General features: G+C 63.2%; 14 protein-coding genes and 1 tRNA gene. 14 read left to right on the top strand and 1 reads right to left on the bottom strand.

What is annotated here, in order from left to right; translation table 11 throughout:
• From J2X20_RS29330 to rpoC, 10 genes are all read left to right on the top strand, one after another.
• A partial coding sequence (locus J2X20_RS29330) for an EF-Tu C-terminal domain-related protein (RefSeq protein WP_088486379.1) occupies positions 1–95 on the top strand: 95 nt, incomplete at its 5' end.
• Between the two features lie 15 nt (positions 96–110).
• Positions 111–186: transfer RNA gene (locus J2X20_RS29325), tRNA-Trp, on the top strand.
• A gap of 157 nt (positions 187–343) precedes the next feature.
• Entirely contained in the window at positions 344–730 is a 387-nt protein-coding gene (gene secE, locus J2X20_RS29320; RefSeq protein WP_310273316.1) for a preprotein translocase subunit SecE, read from the top strand.
• A gap of 15 nt (positions 731–745) precedes the next feature.
• Positions 746–1,321, top strand: a complete 576-nt coding sequence (nusG, locus tag J2X20_RS29315; protein ID WP_119046625.1) for a transcription termination/antitermination protein NusG — start codon at positions 746–748, stop codon at positions 1,319–1,321.
• A gap of 166 nt (positions 1,322–1,487) precedes the next feature.
• Complete coding sequence (gene rplK, locus J2X20_RS29310) at positions 1,488–1,925, top strand: 50S ribosomal protein L11 (protein WP_025564481.1); 438 nt, start codon at positions 1,488–1,490, stop codon at positions 1,923–1,925.
• Positions 1,926–1,927: 2 nt separating this feature from the next.
• Positions 1,928–2,638 carry a 50S ribosomal protein L1 gene (gene rplA, locus J2X20_RS29305; protein WP_310273312.1) on the top strand — a complete coding sequence of 237 codons (711 nt, stop codon included), beginning with the start codon at positions 1,928–1,930 and terminating at the stop codon, positions 2,636–2,638.
• Positions 2,639–2,905: 267 nt separating this feature from the next.
• Complete coding sequence (gene rplJ, locus J2X20_RS29300; RefSeq protein WP_025564477.1) at positions 2,906–3,439, top strand: 50S ribosomal protein L10; 534 nt, start codon at positions 2,906–2,908, stop codon at positions 3,437–3,439.
• A 51-nt stretch (positions 3,440–3,490) separates the two neighbouring features.
• The gene (rplL, locus tag J2X20_RS29295) at positions 3,491–3,871 is read left to right on the top strand and encodes a 50S ribosomal protein L7/L12 (RefSeq protein ID WP_310273307.1); all 381 of its coding nucleotides are present in this window, start codon (positions 3,491–3,493) and stop codon (positions 3,869–3,871) included.
• Between the two features lie 341 nt (positions 3,872–4,212).
• On the top strand, positions 4,213–8,334 hold the full coding sequence (gene rpoB / locus J2X20_RS29290; protein WP_310273303.1) for a DNA-directed RNA polymerase subunit beta: 4,122 nt from the start codon (positions 4,213–4,215) through the stop codon (positions 8,332–8,334).
• Positions 8,335–8,345: 11 nt separating this feature from the next.
• Complete coding sequence (rpoC, locus tag J2X20_RS29285; RefSeq protein WP_310273300.1) at positions 8,346–12,563, top strand: DNA-directed RNA polymerase subunit beta'; 4,218 nt, start codon at positions 8,346–8,348, stop codon at positions 12,561–12,563.
• A gap of 63 nt (positions 12,564–12,626) precedes the next feature.
• On the opposite strand, the gene J2X20_RS29280 is transcribed toward rpoC, so the two are convergent.
• Entirely contained in the window at positions 12,627–13,079 is a 453-nt protein-coding gene (locus J2X20_RS29280; protein ID WP_310273297.1) for a putative toxin-antitoxin system toxin component, PIN family, read from the bottom strand.
• 168 nt (positions 13,080–13,247) lie between these two features.
• Between J2X20_RS29280 and rpsL the strand changes: the two genes are divergently transcribed.
• The 4 genes from rpsL to J2X20_RS29260 form a co-directional block, all read left to right on the top strand.
• Complete coding sequence (gene rpsL / locus J2X20_RS29275) at positions 13,248–13,622, top strand: 30S ribosomal protein S12 (protein ID WP_056194784.1); 375 nt, start codon at positions 13,248–13,250, stop codon at positions 13,620–13,622.
• A gap of 147 nt (positions 13,623–13,769) precedes the next feature.
• A complete protein-coding gene (gene rpsG, locus J2X20_RS29270) occupies positions 13,770–14,240 on the top strand; it encodes a 30S ribosomal protein S7 (protein WP_056194782.1) in 471 nt (156 codons plus the stop codon).
• Positions 14,241–14,309: 69 nt separating this feature from the next.
• The gene (gene fusA / locus J2X20_RS29265; RefSeq protein ID WP_310273290.1) at positions 14,310–16,415 is read left to right on the top strand and encodes an elongation factor G; all 2,106 of its coding nucleotides are present in this window, start codon (positions 14,310–14,312) and stop codon (positions 16,413–16,415) included.
• Positions 16,416–16,537: 122 nt separating this feature from the next.
• The coding region (locus tag J2X20_RS29260) for a GTP-binding protein (RefSeq protein ID WP_310273287.1) at positions 16,538–16,866 on the top strand (329 nt) is incomplete at its 3' end.

The following is a 16,866-nucleotide window of genomic DNA, read 5'->3' as shown; positions in this document are numbered from 1 at the left end:
TCGCTCCGATCGCCATGGAAACGGGTCTGCGCTTCGCCATCCGTGAAGGTGGCCGTACCGTCGGTTCGGGCGTCGTCGCCACGATCCTCGAGTAAGTTTTTTAAGGCCACAGGGGCATAGCTCAATTGGCAGAGCGTCGGTCTCCAAAACCGAAGGTTGGGGGTTCGAGACCCTCTGCCCCTGCCACCCGCCACTGATCACGGCGGTTGGTTTCCTGGCTAACCAAGCATCGGCCCGCGAGAGAGATCTCGGCGGGCCTTGCTGCTGATGGCTACCTGCCTGAGGCAGTGTCTGAACAGCCGCCAAGGATGTTGAATTCGGGGCGGCACGTGAAAGTGAAGTGATGGCGAATCCTCCCCAAGTCGAGACCGTGACCAGCGGCGCCGACAAGGCCAAGCTGGCTGTGGCAGTGCTGCTGCTGATCGGCGCGCTGGCGGCTTATTACGGCCTGTCCAAGCAAGGCGCGCTGGTGCAATGGGCCTCCCTGGTCGTGCTGCTGGCCGCCGGTGTGGCGGCCTTCTTCACGTCCGAGCACGGCAAGGCGTTGATCGCCTATGGCCGCGACTCGGTGCGTGAAGTCAAGAAGGTGGTCTGGCCGACCCGCAAGGAAGCGACCCAGATGACCGGCTATGTGTTCGCCTTCGTCGTCGTGATGGCGCTGTTCCTGTGGATCACCGACAAGACGCTGGAATGGGTCCTGTACGACCTGATCCTGGGCTGGAAGCGCTGATCGCAAGGAACCCTCATGTCTGAAGAACAAGTCGTCACGACCGAAGCCCCCGTCGGCCCGCCCAAGCGCTGGTACGTCGTTCATGCCTATTCGGGCATGGAGAAGGCTGTCGAGCGCAATCTGCGCGAGCGCATCGACCGCGCCGGCATGCAGGACAAGTTCGGCCGCATCCTGGTGCCGACCGAAGAAGTCGTCGAGCTGAAGAACGGCAAGAAGGCCGTCACCGAGCGCCGCTTCTTCCCCGGCTATGTGCTGGTCGAGATGTTCATGGACGACGAGTCCTGGCATTTGGTGAAGCACACGTCCAAGGTGACGGGCTTTGTCGGCGGCGCCAAGAACCGCCCGGCTCCGATCTCGGAAGCCGAGGTCATGAAGATCGTCAACCAGATGCAGGAAGGCGTCGAGAAGCCCCGGCCCAAGGTCGAGTGGACGGTCGGCGAGGTCGTGCGTGTCAAGGAAGGGCCCTTCACCGACTTCAACGGCTCGGTCGAAGAGGTCAACTACGACAAGTCCAAGGTCCGCGTCTCGGTCACGATCTTCGGTCGCGCCACGCCGGTCGAGCTGGACTTCGCGCAAGTCGAGAAGGTCTGACGCGCTAGAATCCCGGGTTCGGTCGGCGTCCCCTAAAACGTCGGCCCGTGATCAGTCTGCAACGAGAGGCGGACAAGAGGAGCAAAGGTAAGGACTTCGGTCCGAATCCGATGCGCTAGCACTCAGGTGATCCCGCAGGCCGCGGGGTCACTGGATTGGAGAAAACATGGCCAAGAAAATTGTCGGCTTCATCAAGCTGCAAATTCCGGCCGGCAAGGCAAATCCTTCGCCGCCGGTGGGTCCCGCGCTGGGTCAGCGTGGCCTGAACATCATGGAGTTCTGCAAGGCGTTCAACGCCCAGACGTCGGGCGCCGGCTTCGAGCCTGGCATGAAGCTGCCGGTGGTCATCACCGCCTTCGCCGACAAGAGCTTCACCTTCGTCATCAAGTCGCCCCCGGCGACCGTGCTGATCAAGAAGGCCGCCAAGATCGAGAAGGGCTCGCAGCGCCCCCACCTGGACAAGGTCGGCAAGCTGACCCGCGCCCAGCTGGAAGAGATCGCCAAGATCAAGACCAAGGACCTGACGGCTGCCAGCATCGACGCCGCGGTCAAGACCATCGCCGGCTCCGCCCGCTCGATGGGCATCATCGTTGAAGGGGTCTGAACATGGCCAAGCTCACCAAGAAGCAAAAGGCACTGGCCGGCAAGGTCGAGTCGACCAAGCTGTACGCCCTGTCGGAAGCCCTGGACCTGGTCAAGAGCCTGGCCACGGCCAAGTTCGATGAGTCCATCGACGTCGCCGTGCAACTCGGCATCGACGCCAAGAAGTCGGACCAGGTCGTCCGTGGCGCCGTCGTGATGCCCAACGGCACCGGCAAGACCAAGCGCGTGGCCGTCTTCGCCCAAGGCGCCAAGGCTGAGGAAGCCAAGGCCGCCGGCGCCGACGTCGTCGGCATGGAAGACCTGGCCGAGCGCGTCAAGGCGGGCGACATGCCCTTCGACGTGGTCATCGCCTCGCCCGACACCATGCGTGTCGTCGGTACCCTGGGTCAGATCCTGGGCCCGCGCGGCCTGATGCCCAACCCCAAGGTTGGCACGGTCACCCCGGACGTCGCCACCGCCGTCAAGAACGCCAAGGCTGGCCAGGTCCAGTTCCGCGTCGACAAGGCCGGCATCATCCACGGCACCATCGGTCGTCGCTCCTTCGACACCGACAAGCTGGAAGGCAATCTGCGCGCGCTGATCGAGGCCCTGAACAAGGCCAAGCCGGCTTCGAGCAAGGGCGTCTACCTGCGCAAGGTCGCCGTGTCCTCGACGATGGGCGTCGGCGCCCGCGTCGAAATCGCTTCGATCAACGCTCAGGCCACCGCGGCCTGATCGACAACCAGGCCCCTGCGGCCTGGTGCACTGAATCTGTTCGGGGCGAGTCTGGCTCCGGGCAACAAAGATTGGTGGGGCGCTGTCCGGGCAACCGGGCGGCGCGTCATCCAAGACCGCTGGTGGAGACCCCTTAAATCGACGTCGCAAGACTGAGAACCAGCGCAGATGGCGGTCCCGCTGACAGGTTTTTCCTGACAGATGGTCGCTGAATCCCTGGCGCTCTCGAAGCCGCAAGGCCGAGGGAGCAAATGTGAGGAGTAGACCTTGAGTCTCAATCGCAACGAGAAGGCAGCCGTTGTCTCCGACGTCGCAGCGCAAGCAGCGAAGTCGCAGACCTTGGCGTTGGCCGAGTACCGTGGCCTCACCGTGGAAGCCTTGAACAAGCTGCGCGTCGACGCACGTTCCAAGGGTGTCTATCTTCACGTGCTGAAGAACACCCTGGCCCGTCGCGCCGTCGCTGGCACCCCGTTCGAAGCTGCTGCGGAGAGCATGGTCGGCCCGCTGATCTACGGCTTTTCGGAAGACGCTGTCGCGGCTGCCAAAGTCATCGCTGACTTTGCCAAGACCAACGACAAGCTCGTCATCAAGGGTGGTGCCTACGGTGGCAAGGCTCTGGACGTCAATGGCGTGAAGGCTCTGGCCTCCGTCCCGTCCAAGGAAGTCCTGCTGTCGCAGATTGCCGGCCTGCTGCTGTCGCCGGTGCAACGCACCGCGGCCGTGCTGGCTGCCCTGGCTGCAAAGCGTGGTGAAGGTGCTGTGGCTGCTGAAGCCCCCGCCGAAGCCCCGGCCGCGGCCTGATCGACGAACAACGCGTTTACACGCAACCCATCTGTTTTTTAGGAATTAATCATGGCATTCGATAAAGACGCTTTCCTGACCGCCCTGGACAGCATGTCCGTTCTGGAACTGAACGACCTGGTCAAGGCAATTGAAGAGAAGTTCGGCGTGTCCGCTGCTTCGATGGCTGCTCCGGCCGCCGGTGGCGCTGGCGGCGGTGCTGCTGCTGCTGCTGAAGAAAAGACCGAGTTCAACGTCGTCCTGACCGACGCTGGCGCCCAGAAGGTTGGCGTCATCAAGGCCGTTCGCGAAATCACCGGTCTGGGTCTGAAGGAAGCCAAGGACCTGGTCGACGGCGCTCCGAAGAACGTCAAGGAAGGCATCTCCAAGGCCGACGCCGAAGCCGCTGTCAAGAAGCTGGTCGAAGCTGGCGCCAAGGCCGAGATGAAGTAAATCGGTTCGGCGGGCATCGTTCCGCCGACGGGGTCTGGTTCGCCAGATCCATCAAAAGGGGTTGCCTTCGGGCTTCCCCTTTTTCGTCTTTACGGGTTTGTCCCCGTAGAGAACAGTTGAAAGGGCTGCTCAGCGTATGATGCGCAGTTCTTTCACGTGTTCTCTGATCCGACTGCAGAGAACCAGTTTGGTCGGACTTTGGTGCAACGCCGGAGTTGTCCGCCAGCGGTTGGTAGTGGCCAACCACCAAGCTAGGCAGCTGCCCGTTCTGGGCGGATGAGCCAGCCAGTCGCCGACGCGGTGCGTCCCACGGCCGGGGATGCACTCGACACGGAGTGTTTATGGCGCAAGCAACCCCCTACAGCTATACCGAGCGCAAGCGGATCCGCAAGAGCTTCGGCAAGCGCGAGAGCGTTCTCAACGTTCCCTATCTGCTCACCATGCAGAAGGACAGCTACGTGGCCTTCCTGCAGAAGGACGTGGCCCCTGCCAAACGCAAGCCCGAAGGCCTGCAGGCAGCTTTCCTTTCGGCGTTCCCGATTGTTTCGCACAACGGTTTCGTCGAGATGAAGTTCCTCGAGTTCAACATCGCCAAGCCGCCGTTCGACACCCGTGAGTGCCAACAGCGTGGGTTGACCTATGCAGCCGCCGTGCGCGCGCGCCTGCAGATGATCATCTATGACCGTGAGTCGCCCCAGGCGAAGACCGTCAAGGAAATCAAGGAGCAAGAGGTCTACATGGGCGAAGTGCCCCTGATGACCGACTACGGCTCCTTCATCGTCAACGGTACCGAGCGCGTCATCGTGTCGCAGCTGCACCGTTCGCCGGGCGTGTTCTTCGAGCACGACAAGGGCAAGACGCACTCGTCGGGCAAGCTGCTGTTCAGCGCCCGCATCATTCCCTACCGCGGCTCCTGGCTGGACTTCGAGTTCGACCCGAAGGACATCCTGTACTTCCGCGTCGACCGTCGCCGCAAGATGCCGGTCACCATCCTGCTCAAGGCCATCGGCCTGAACCCCGAGCAGATCTTGGCCCACTTCTTCGTGTTCGACAACTTCCGCCTGATGGACGTCGGCGCGCAGCTCGAATTCGTCGCCGACCGCCTGAAGGGTGAAGTCGCCCGCTTCGACATCGTCGACAAGAGCGGCGCCGTCATCGTCGAGAAGGACAAGCGCATCACCGCCCGTCACGTGCGCCAGCTGGAGCAGTCCGGCACGCAGCACATCTCGGTGCCGGAAGACTTCCTGGTCGGCCGTGTGCTGGCCAAGAACATGATCGACGCCGACACCGGCGAGATCATCGCCAAGGCCAATGACGAGCTGACCGACGCGCTGCTGAAGAAGCTGCGCCAGGCCGGCGTCAAGGAAATCCAGTGCCTGTTCACGAACGAACTGGACGAGGGTGCCTACATCAGCCAGACCCTGGCCTCGGATGAAACCGAGACCCAACTGGCAGCGCGCGTGGCCATCTACCGCATGATGCGCCCCGGCGAGCCGCCGACGGAAGACGCCGTCGAGGCCCTGTTCAACCGCCTGTTCTACAGCACCGACACCTACGACCTGAGCCGTGTCGGCCGCATGAAGTTCAACGCGCGTGTCGGCCGTGACACGCCCGAAGGCAATATGAACCTGTCCAACGAGGACATCCTTGACGTCGTCAAGATCCTCGTCGAGCTGCGCAATGGCCGCGGCGAAGTGGACGACATCGACCACCTGGGCAACCGCCGCGTGCGCTGCGTGGGCGAACTGGCCGAGAACCAGTACCGCTCGGGCCTCGCCCGTATCGAGAAGGCTGTCAAGGAACGTCTGGGCCAGGCCGAGACCGAAGCCCTGATGCCGCACGACCTGATCAACTCCAAGCCGATCTCCGCGGCGCTGAAGGAGTTCTTCGGTGCGTCGCAGCTGTCGCAGTTCATGGACCAGACCAACCCCCTGTCGGAAATCACGCACAAGCGTCGCGTTTCCGCCCTGGGCCCGGGCGGTCTGACCCGCGAGCGCGCCGGCTTCGAAGTCCGCGACGTGCACCCGACCCACTACGGCCGCGTCTGCCCGATCGAAACGCCGGAAGGCCCGAACATCGGCCTGATCAACTCGTTGGCGCTGTACGCACAGCTCAACGAGTACGGCTTCCTGGAAACGCCGTACCGCCGCGTCGTTGACGGTCACGTCACCGACCAGATCGACTACCTGTCCGCCATCGAGGAAGGCAAGTACGTCATCGCCCAGGCCAATGCCACGCTGAACGCCGGCGGCCAGCTGACGGACGAACTGGTGTCGGCCCGTGAAAACGGCGAATCGGTGCTGACCTCGCCCGAGCGCATCCAGTACATGGACGTGGCGCCGACGCAGATCGTGTCGGTCGCTGCTTCGCTCGTGCCCTTCCTGGAGCACGACGACGCGAACCGCGCACTGATGGGCGCCAACATGCAGCGCCAGGCCGTGCCGGTGCTGCGTCCCGAGAAGGCTTTCGTGGGTACGGGCGTCGAGCGCGTCGCCGCGAAGGACTCGGGCACGGTGGTCGCGGCTCGCCGCGGCGGCGTGGTCGACTATGTCGACACCAACCGCATCGTGATCCGCGTCAACGATGACGAGACCGTGGCCGGTGAGGTCGGTGTCGACATCTACAACCTGATCAAGTACCAGCGCTCCAACCAGAACACCAACATCCACCAGCGCCCGATCGTGCGCCGTGGCGACAAGGTGGCTGCCGAGGACATCATTGCCGACGGCGCTTCCACCGACATCGGTGAACTGGCCCTGGGCCAGAACATGCTGGTCGCGTTCATGCCCTGGAACGGCTACAACTTCGAAGACTCGATCCTGATCAGCGAACGCGTCATCGCCGAAGACCGCTACACCTCGATCCACATCGAGGAACTGGTGGTCAACGCACGTGACACCAAGCTGGGCGCCGAGGAAATCACCCGCGACATCCCGAACCTGTCGGAGCAACAACTCGGCCGTCTGGACGAGTCGGGCATCGTCTACATCGGTGCCGAGGTGAACCCGGGCGACGTGCTGGTCGGCAAGGTCACGCCCAAGGGCGAGACGACGCTGACGCCGGAAGAGAAGCTGCTGCGCGCCATCTTCGGCGAGAAGGCTTCGGACGTGAAGGACACGTCGCTGCGTGTCGACCAAGGCACCAGCGGCACCGTCATCGACGTGCAGGTCTTCACCCGTGAAGGCATCCAGCGCGACAAGCGTGCCCAGCAGATCATTGACGACGAGCTGAAGCGCTACCGCCTGGACCTGAACGACCAGCTGCGCATTGTCGAGAGCGACGCCTTCGACCGTATCGAGAAGCTGCTCAACGGCAAGATCGCCAACGGCGGCCCGCAGAAGATCGCCAAGGGCACCAAGATCGACAAGGACTACCTGGCCTCGGTCGAGAAGTTCCACTGGTTCGACATCCGTCCGGCCGAGGAAGAGATCGCCAACCAGCTCGAGTCGATCAAGAACTCGCTCGACCAGACCCGCCACAGCTTCGACCTGGCTTTTGAAGAAAAGCGCAAGAAGCTCACGCAGGGCGACGAGCTGCCCGCTGGCGTGCTGAAGATGGTCAAGGTCTACCTGGCCGTCAAGCGTCGCCTGCAGCCTGGCGACAAGATGGCCGGCCGTCACGGCAACAAGGGTGTCGTGTCCAAGGTCACGCCGATCGAAGACATGCCCTATATGGCCGACGGCACGCCTGCCGACATCGTGCTGAACCCGCTGGGCGTCCCGTCGCGGATGAACGTGGGCCAGGTGCTGGAAGTGCATCTGGGCTGGGCCGGCAAGGGCATCGGCCAGCGCATCGGCGACATGCTGCAGCAGCACACCAAGGTGGCTGAGCTGCGCAAGCTGTTCGACCAGCTCTACAACCAGAGCGGTGGCAAGACCGAGAACATCGACGACCTGTCCGACGCCGAAGTGCTGGAGATGGCCGAGAACCTCGCCAAGGGCGTGCCCTTCGCGACCCCGGTCTTCGACGGTGCCAAGGAAGAAGAAATCCGCGGCATGCTGAAGCTGGCCTACCCGGACGACATCGCCGCCAAGAAGGGCCTGACCGAGACGCGCACCCAGGCCTGGCTGTGCGACGGCCGCACCGGCGAGCAGTTCGAGCGCCCGGTCACCGTCGGCTACATGCACGTGCTGAAGCTGCACCACTTGGTGGACGACAAGATGCACGCCCGCTCGACCGGCCCGTACTCGCTGGTCACGCAGCAACCGCTGGGCGGCAAGGCCCAGTTCGGCGGCCAGCGTTTCGGCGAAATGGAAGTCTGGGCGCTGGAAGCGTATGGCGCCTCGTACATCCTGCAGGAAATGCTGACGGTCAAGTCCGACGACGTGAACGGCCGGACCAAGGTCTACGAAAGCATCGTCAAGGGCGAACACGCCATCGAAGCGGGCATGCCCGAATCGTTCAATGTGCTGGTCAAGGAAATCCGCTCCTTGGGCATCGACATTGAACTGGAACGCAATTAAGGAGCAGATGCATGAAGGGACTACTCGACCTTTTCAAGCAATTCACCCCCGATGAGCATTTCGATGCCATCAAGATCGGCCTGGCTTCCCCGGAGAAGATCCGCAGCTGGTCGTTCGGCGAGGTGAAGAAGCCCGAGACCATCAACTACCGCACCTTCAAGCCCGAGCGTGACGGCCTGTTCTGCGCCAAGATCTTTGGCCCGATCAAGGACTACGAGTGCCTGTGTGGCAAGTACAAGCGCTTGAAGCACCGCGGTGTCATTTGCGAGAAGTGCGGCGTTGAAGTCACCCAGACCAAGGTGCGCCGCGAGCGCATGGGCCACATCGACCTGGCTGCGCCCTGCGCCCACATCTGGTTCCTGAAGTCGCTTCCGTCGCGTCTGGGCCTGGTGCTCGACATGACGCTGCGCGACATCGAGCGCGTGCTGTACTTCGAAGCCTATGTCGTCGTCGACAGCGGCATGACGCCGCTGAAGAAGTTCTCGATCATGAGCGAGGACGACTACGACGCCAAGCGCATCGAGTACGGTGACGAGTTCATCGCGCTGATGGGCGCCGAGGGCATCAAGAAGCTGCTGGAGGAGATGGATCTCGACATCGAGATCGATCGCCTGCGCAACGACATGACCGGCTCCGAGCTCAAGGTCAAGAAGAACTCCAAGCGCCTGAAGGTCATGGAGGCCTTCAAGAAGTCCGGCATCAAGCCGAACTGGATGGTGCTGGACGTGCTGCCCGTGCTGCCGCCGGACCTGCGTCCGTTGGTGCCGCTGGACGGCGGCCGCTTCGCGACCTCCGACCTGAACGACCTCTACCGTCGCGTCATCAACCGCAACAACCGCCTGGCCCGCCTGCTGGAGCTGAAGGCGCCTGAAATCATCGTGCGCAATGAAAAGCGCATGCTGCAGGAAGCCGTCGACTCGCTGCTGGACAACGGCCGCCGCGGCAAGGCGATGACCGGCGCGAACAAGCGTGCCCTCAAGTCGCTGGCCGACATGATCAAGGGCAAGAGCGGTCGCTTCCGTCAGAACCTGCTGGGCAAGCGCGTCGACTACTCGGGCCGTTCGGTCATCGTGGTCGGCCCGACGCTCAAGCTGCACCAGTGCGGCCTGCCCAAGCTGATGGCGCTTGAGCTCTTCAAGCCCTTCATCTTCAGCCGTCTCGAAGCCATGGGCATCGCGACGACGATCAAGGCGGCCAAGAAGGAAGTCGAATCCGGCACGCCGGTGGTCTGGGACATCCTGGAAGAAGTCATCAAGGAACACCCGGTTCTGCTGAACCGCGCCCCGACGCTGCACCGCCTCGGCATCCAGGCCTTCGAGCCCGTGCTGATCGAAGGCAAGGCCATCCAGCTGCACCCCCTCGTCTGCTCGGCCTTCAACGCCGACTTCGACGGTGACCAGATGGCCGTCCACGTGCCGCTGTCGATCGAAGCGCAGATGGAAGCCCGCACCCTGATGCTGGCCTCCAACAACGTGCTGTTCCCGGCCTCGGGCGAGCCGTCCATCGTCCCGTCGCAAGACGTGGTGCTGGGCCTGTACTACGCTACCCGCGAGCGCACCAACGGCAAGGGCGAAGGCCTGATCTTCTCGGACATCCCCGAGATGATCCGCGCGCTGGAAAACGGCGCCGTGGAAATCACCGCCAAGATCAGCGTGCGCCTGACCGAGTGGACCAAGGACAAGGACACGGGCGAGTTCGTGCCCGAGACCAAGCTCGTGGACACGACCGTCGGCCGCGCGCTGCTGTCGGAAATCCTGCCCAAGGGCCTGCCCTTCAGCAACATCAACAAGGCGCTGAAGAAGAAGGAGATCAGCAAGCTGATCAACACCTCCTTCCGCAAGTGCGGCCTGAAGGAAACCGTCGTGCTGGCCGACAAGCTGCTGCAAAGCGGTTTCAAGCTCGCCACGCGCGCCGGCATCTCCATCGCCATCGACGACATGCTGGTGCCCGCGCAGAAGCACACGCTGATCGAGCGCGCCGAGAAGGAAGTCAAGGAGATCGAGCAGCAGTACGTCTCGGGTCTCGTGACCGCCGGCGAGCGCTACAACAAGGTCGTGGACATCTGGGGCAAGGCCGGTGACGAAATCGGCAAGAAGATGATGGACCACCTGAAGGTCGAGAAGACGATCGATCGCCACGGCAAGACCGTCGATCAGGAGTCCTTCAACTCGATCTACATGATGGCCGACTCGGGTGCCCGCGGTAGCGCGGCCCAGATCCGCCAGCTGGCCGGCATGCGCGGCCTGATGGCCAAGCCTGACGGCTCCATCATCGAGACGCCGATTACCGCGAACTTCCGCGAAGGCCTGAACGTTCTGCAGTACTTCATTTCCACCCACGGTGCTCGTAAGGGCCTGGCGGACACGGCGCTGAAGACCGCGAACTCCGGCTACCTGACGCGCCGCCTGGTCGACGTGACCCAGGATCTGGTCGTCACGGAAGACGATTGCGGCACCGACAACGGCATGGCCATGCGCGCCCTGGTCGAAGGCGGTGAAGTCATCGAATCGCTGCGCGACCGCGTCCTCGGCCGCGTCGCCGCGATCGACGTCGTCCACCCCGAGACGCAGGTCTCGCTGCTGGCCGCCGGCAACATGCTCGACGAGGACACCCTCGACCTGCTGGAGCAGGCCGGTGTCGACGAGATCAAGGTCCGCACGCCGCTGACCTGCGGCACGCGCTTTGGCCTGTGCGCCAAGTGCTACGGCCGTGACCTCGGCCGCGGCGGCCTGGTCAACGTCGGTGAGGCTGTCGGCGTCATCGCCGCCCAGTCCATCGGCGAACCCGGCACGCAGCTGACGATGCGTACCTTCCACATCGGCGGTGCCGCTTCGCGCGCTGCCGTCGCCTCGAGCGTGGAAGCCAAGTCGGACGGCATCATCGGCTTCAACGCCACGATGCGCTACGTGACCAATGGCAAGGGCGAGCTGGTCGTGATTTCCCGCTCCGGCGAGATCATCATTGCCGACCCGCACGGCCGCGAGCGCGAGCGTCACAAGGTGCCTTATGGCGCCGTGCTGAACATCAAGCCGAGCCAGACCATCAAGGCCGGCGTGGTGCTCGCCAACTGGGACCCGCTGACCCGCCCGATCATCACGGAATTCGCCGGCAAGGCGAAGTTCGAGAACGTCGAGGAAGGGGTGACCGTCGCCAAGCAGGTGGACGAGGTGACCGGTCTGTCGACCCTGGTCGTCATCGACCCGAAGCGCCGCGGCGCGGCCAAGGTCATCCGTCCGCAGGTCAAGCTGCTGGACGCTGGCGGCCACGAGGTCAAGATCCCCGGTACCGACCACTCGGTGGCCATCGGCTTCCAGGTTGGCTCGCTGATCCAGATCCGCGACGGCCAGGAGCTGCTGCCTGGTGAAGTGCTCGCCCGTATCCCGGTCGAAGGCCAGAAGACCCGCGACATTACCGGCGGTCTGCCGCGCGTGGCCGAGCTCTTCGAGGCCCGTTCGCCCAAGGACGTCGGCGTGCTGGCCGAGCAGACCGGCACGGTGTCGTTCGGCAAGGAGACCAAGGGCAAGATCCGCCTGCAGATCACCGATCCGGACGGCAAGGCCCACGAGGAACTGGTGCCCAAGGAAAAGAACATCCTGGTGCACGAAGGCCAGGTGGTCAACCGCGGTGAACTGATCGTCGACGGCGCCGCAGACCCGCAGGACATCCTGCGCCTGCTGGGCATCGAGGAACTGGCGCGCTACATCGTCGACGAAGTCCAGGACGTGTACCGACTCCAGGGCGTGAAGATCAACGACAAGCACATCGAGGTGATCGTTCGCCAGATGCTGCGTCGTGTGGTCATCACCAACCCGGGTGACACGCACTACATCCTGAACGAGCAAGTCGAACGCTCGGAGCTGCTGGACACCAACGACCGCATGCGCAAGGAAGGTAAGACGACGGCCACCCACTCGGATGTGCTGCTCGGTATCACCAAGGCCTCGCTGTCGACCGACTCCTTCATCTCGGCCGCTTCCTTCCAGGAAACGACCCGCGTGCTCACCGAGGCTGCCATCATGGGCAAGCGCGACGAGCTGCGTGGCCTGAAGGAAAACGTCATCGTCGGTCGCCTGATCCCCGCCGGCACCGGCATGGCCTTCCACGAGGCACGCCGTGCCAAGGAAGCCATGGACGACGCCGAGCGTCGCGCCATTGCGCTGCAGGAAGCTGAAGAGCTGGCTGCCGCCCAGATGGCTGGCGTCGACGCTGGCGACAGCTCGGCCGAATAAGCCGACGAGGGCCTCGCCCTCCGAAGCCGCCCCCGGTTCAGACCGCGGGCGGCTTTTTCTTTGTCAGTCCGGCGCCCAATGCTCGGGCTTCAGGATGGCCAGGCCTTTCAGTCGGGCGCGCTTGGCCAGGGCCAGCACGGCCTTGTCGCGCGAGATCAACCAGCGGGCCTGTGTCGCCAGCGCCAGATCGATGAACTTCTGGTCGTCCGGGTCCCGGCAGACCAGCCGGCCGGCCAGCGGTTGCGGGTTGATGGCCTCGACGGCCAGGGCGTGGGCGTCGAACTGAGCCTCGATGAAGGCCAGGTCCGGCGCGTAGGCGGCGGCGATGCCTCGGCCCAGCACATGGCGGATCTCGTCCCGCATCGCCGGCGCCACCAACCAGCGCAGGGCGCCCGAGGTCACAGCGGAAGTCAGCGCCTGTACGCGGGCGTCGCGAAACACCAGCCAGTCCATGACGACCTGGGTGTCGATGACGATGGCTGGCCGTTCCAAGGCGAGCGGGGCAGGGGTGTCCATGCTGTCAGCTTACCCGGGCGTGCGTCGGCATACGGGCAGACCCTTGTGCCGATCTCCCTGCCGGTCTACAATCCTCGGCTCTCCGCCTTTTGGGCGCCGCATTCGTGCGCGCTCGAAAACTTGAAAAAGTAGGTGGGGTTCACTGACTTCAAACGGGAACAAGTCGTAATGCCAACCATCAATCAGCTGGTGCGCCACGGTCGAGAGGCCGAGGTCACCAAGTCCAAGTCGCCTGCGATGCAGAACTGCCCGCAGCGCCGCGGTGTCTGCACCCGCGTCTACACCACCACGCCCAAGAAGCCGAACTCGGCTCTGCGTAAGGTCGCCAAGGTGCGCCTGACCAACGGTTTCGAGGTCATCTCGTACATCGGTGGTGAAGGCCACAACCTGCAAGAACACAGCGTCGTGCTGGTTCGCGGCGGCCGTGTCAAGGATCTGCCCGGTGTGCGTTACCACATCGTCCGCGGCTCCCTCGACCTGCAAGGCGTCAAGGATCGCAAGCAATCGCGTTCCAAGTACGGCGCGAAGCGTCCGAAGAAGTAAATCGGTTGTTCGGGCTCAGCGCACAAGCTGACCCAACGTTGTTGCGGCCAATCTGGCCGAGTAAGTGGATGACCCCAGATGTCGGTGGTTGTCCAGCGGAGTCAGGTCAAGAAGATCGTCTCCAACTGAAGCAAAAGGAAGAGTGCCATGCCACGTCGTCGCGAAGTACCCAAGCGCGAAATCCTCCCGGACCCCAAGTTCGGTTCCGTCGATCTGTCCAAGTTCATGAACGTCATCATGGAATCGGGCAAGAAGGCCGTCGCTGAGCGCATCATTTACGGTGCCCTGGAGCAGGTCGAGAAGAAGATCGGCAAGGATCCGCTGGAAGTGTTCATGGTTGCCCTGAACAACGTGAAGCCCATGGTTGAAGTGAAGTCCCGCCGTGTCGGCGGTGCGAACTACCAAGTTCCCGTGGAAGTTCGCCCCGTCCGCCGGATGGCTCTCGCCATGCGCTGGCTGAAGGAATCCGCTCGCAAGCGCGGTGAGAAGTCGATGGCCCAGCGCCTCGCCAATGAACTGCTGGAGGCCGCTGAAGGCCGCGGCGGCGCGATGAAGAAGCGCGACGAAGTTCACCGCATGGCAGAAGCCAACAAGGCGTTCTCGCACTTCCGCTTCTAAACTCACTGTCTTTCAGCCGCCTCGGGTTTTTACCAACCCGCTGGCGGCTCCTGCCTTCTGGAGCAAACCATGGCCCGCAAAACCCCCATCGAGCGCTACCGCAACATCGGTATTTCCGCGCACATCGATGCTGGCAAGACCACCACGACCGAGCGCATCCTTTACTACACCGGCGTGAACCACAAGATCGGTGAGGTGCATGACGGCGCCGCCACGATGGACTGGATGGAGCAAGAGCAGGAGCGTGGCATCACGATCACGTCCGCTGCCACGACCTGCTTCTGGAAGGGCATGGACCTGGCTCGCCCCGAGCACCGCATCAACATCATCGACACCCCCGGACACGTCGACTTCACGATTGAAGTCGAGCGCTCCATGCGCGTGCTGGACGGCGCCTGCATGGTCTATTGCGCCGTGGGTGGCGTGCAGCCCCAGTCGGAAACCGTCTGGCGCCAGGCCAACAAGTACAAGGTGCCCCGCCTCGCGTTCGTCAACAAGATGGACCGCACCGGCGCGAACTTCTTCAAGGTCTACGACCAGATGAAGCTGCGTCTGAAGGCCAACCCCGTGCCCGTCGTCATTCCCATCGGCGCTGAAGAAAACTTCACCGGCGTGATCGACCTCATCAAGATGAAGGCGATCATCTGGGACGAGGCCTCGCAAGGCATGAAGTTCAGCTACGAGGACATCCCGGCCGACCTGCAAGCCGACGCTGTCAAATGGCGTGAAAACCTCATCGAAGCCGCCGCTGAATCCAGCGAAGAGCTGATGAACAAATACCTCGAGTCGGGCGACCTGACCGAGGAAGAAGTCGTCACGGCCATCCGCAAGCGCACCATCGCCGCTGAAATCCAGCCGATGTTCTGCGGCACCGCCTTCAAGAACAAGGGTGTGCAGCGCATGCTCGACGGCGTCATCGACTTCATGCCGTCGCCCATCGACGTGCCACCGGTGCCGGGCACCGACGAAGACGACCAGCCGACCGTCCGCAAGGCCGACGACAGCGAGAAGTTCGCTGCGCTGGCTTTCAAGCTGATGACTGACCCCTACGTTGGCCAGCTGACCTTCGTGCGCGTCTACTCCGGCGTGCTGCAGTCGGGCGCCAGCGTCTACAACCCGATCCGCGGCAAGAAAGAGCGCATCGGCCGGATCCTGCAGATGCACGCCAACCAGCGTGAAGAAATCTCGGAAATTCTGGCTGGCGACATCGCCGCCTGCGTGGGTCTGAAGGACGTCACCACGGGCGAAACCCTGTGCGACCCCGAAGCCATCATCACGCTGGAAAAGATGGTCTTCCCTGAGCCCGTGATCTCGCAGGCCGTCGAGCCCAAGACCAAGGCCGACCAGGAAAAGATGGGTATCGCCCTGGGCCGCCTGGCCAAGGAAGACCCGTCCTTCCGTCTGCGCACTGACGAAGAGTCAGGCCAGACCATCATTTCCGGTATGGGCGAGCTGCACCTGGAAATCATCGTCGACCGCATGAAGCGCGAGTTCGGCGTGGAAGCCAACGTCGGCAAGCCGCAAGTGGCCTACCGCGAAACCATCCGCAAGACCGCCACCGACGTCGAAGGCAAGTTCGTTCGCCAGTCCGGTGGTAAGGGACAGTACGGTCACGTCGTGATCACGCTCGAGCCGCAAGAGCCGGGCAAGGGCTTCGAGTTCGTTGACGCCATCAAGGGCGGCGTGGTTCCTCGCGAATACATCCCCGCGGTCGAGAAGGGCATCATCGACAGCCTGCCGAACGGCGTGCTGGCCGGCTTCCCGGTCGTCGACGTCAAGGCCACGCTGACCTTCGGTTCCTACCACGACGTGGACTCGAACGAAAACGCGTTCAAGATGGCCGCTTCGATGGGCTTCAAGGAAGCCTGCCGCCGCGCCAGCCCCGTCATCCTCGAGCCGATGATGGCCGTGGAAGTCGAGACGCCTGAAGACTACGCCGGCAACGTGATGGGCGACCTGTCCAGCCGTCGTGGCATGGTGCAGGGCATGGACGACATGGTCGGTGGCGGCAAGGTCATCAAGGCCGAAGTCCCGCTGTCGGAAATGTTCGGCTACTCGACGACCCTGCGCTCGATGTCGCAAGGCCGTGCCACGTACACGATGGAGTTCAAGCACTACAGCGAAGCTCCGAAGAACGTGGCCGACGCCATCATCACGGCGCGCGGCAAGGCCTGATCGGCTTTTGAACTGAATCGTCTTCGCAGCGGCCCGCCCGCTTCGCCAGTCGGCGGGAATCACGGGCTCTGCGGAAACGCTAAACCAACAGACTGGCGAGATGCTCTTTTTGGAGAATTGAAATGGCAAAAGGCAAGTTTGAACGGACCAAGCCGCACGTGAACGTGGGCACGATTGGCCACGTTGACCACGGCAAGACGACGCTGACGGCTGCGATCGCAACCGTGCTGTCCAAGAAGTTCGGCGGCGAGGCCAAGGCCTACGACCAGATCGACGCAGCGCCCGAAGAAAAGGCCCGCGGCATCACGATCAACACCGCCCACGTCGAGTACGAGACGGCCAACCGCCACTACGCGCACGTTGACTGCCCCGGCCACGCCGACTACGTCAAGAACATGATCACCGGTGCCGCCCAGATGGACGGCGCCATCCTGGTGTGCTCGGCCGCTGA

The sequence above is a fragment of the Roseateles saccharophilus genome (genome assembly GCF_031458095.1).
GTDB lineage: Bacteria > Pseudomonadota > Gammaproteobacteria > Burkholderiales > Burkholderiaceae_C > Pelomonas > Pelomonas saccharophila_A.
This window is presented reverse-complemented; position numbering and strand designations above follow the sequence as displayed.

Coding starts and splice junctions, on each gene's coding strand:
- secE (WP_310273316.1), top strand. CDS start 344: ATGGCGAATCCTCCCCAAGTCGAGACCGTGACCAGCGGCGCCGACAAG.
- nusG (WP_119046625.1), top strand. CDS start 746: ATGTCTGAAGAACAAGTCGTCACGACCGAAGCCCCCGTCGGCCCGCCC.
- rplK (WP_025564481.1), top strand. CDS start 1,488: ATGGCCAAGAAAATTGTCGGCTTCATCAAGCTGCAAATTCCGGCCGGC.
- rplA (WP_310273312.1), top strand. CDS start 1,928: ATGGCCAAGCTCACCAAGAAGCAAAAGGCACTGGCCGGCAAGGTCGAG.
- rplL (WP_310273307.1), top strand. CDS start 3,491: ATGGCATTCGATAAAGACGCTTTCCTGACCGCCCTGGACAGCATGTCC.
- rpoB (WP_310273303.1), top strand. CDS start 4,213: ATGGCGCAAGCAACCCCCTACAGCTATACCGAGCGCAAGCGGATCCGC.
- rpoC (WP_310273300.1), top strand. CDS start 8,346: ATGAAGGGACTACTCGACCTTTTCAAGCAATTCACCCCCGATGAGCAT.
- J2X20_RS29280 (WP_310273297.1), bottom strand. CDS start 13,079: ATGGACACCCCTGCCCCGCTCGCCTTGGAACGGCCAGCCATCGTCATC.
- rpsL (WP_056194784.1), top strand. CDS start 13,248: ATGCCAACCATCAATCAGCTGGTGCGCCACGGTCGAGAGGCCGAGGTC.
- rpsG (WP_056194782.1), top strand. CDS start 13,770: ATGCCACGTCGTCGCGAAGTACCCAAGCGCGAAATCCTCCCGGACCCC.
- fusA (WP_310273290.1), top strand. CDS start 14,310: ATGGCCCGCAAAACCCCCATCGAGCGCTACCGCAACATCGGTATTTCC.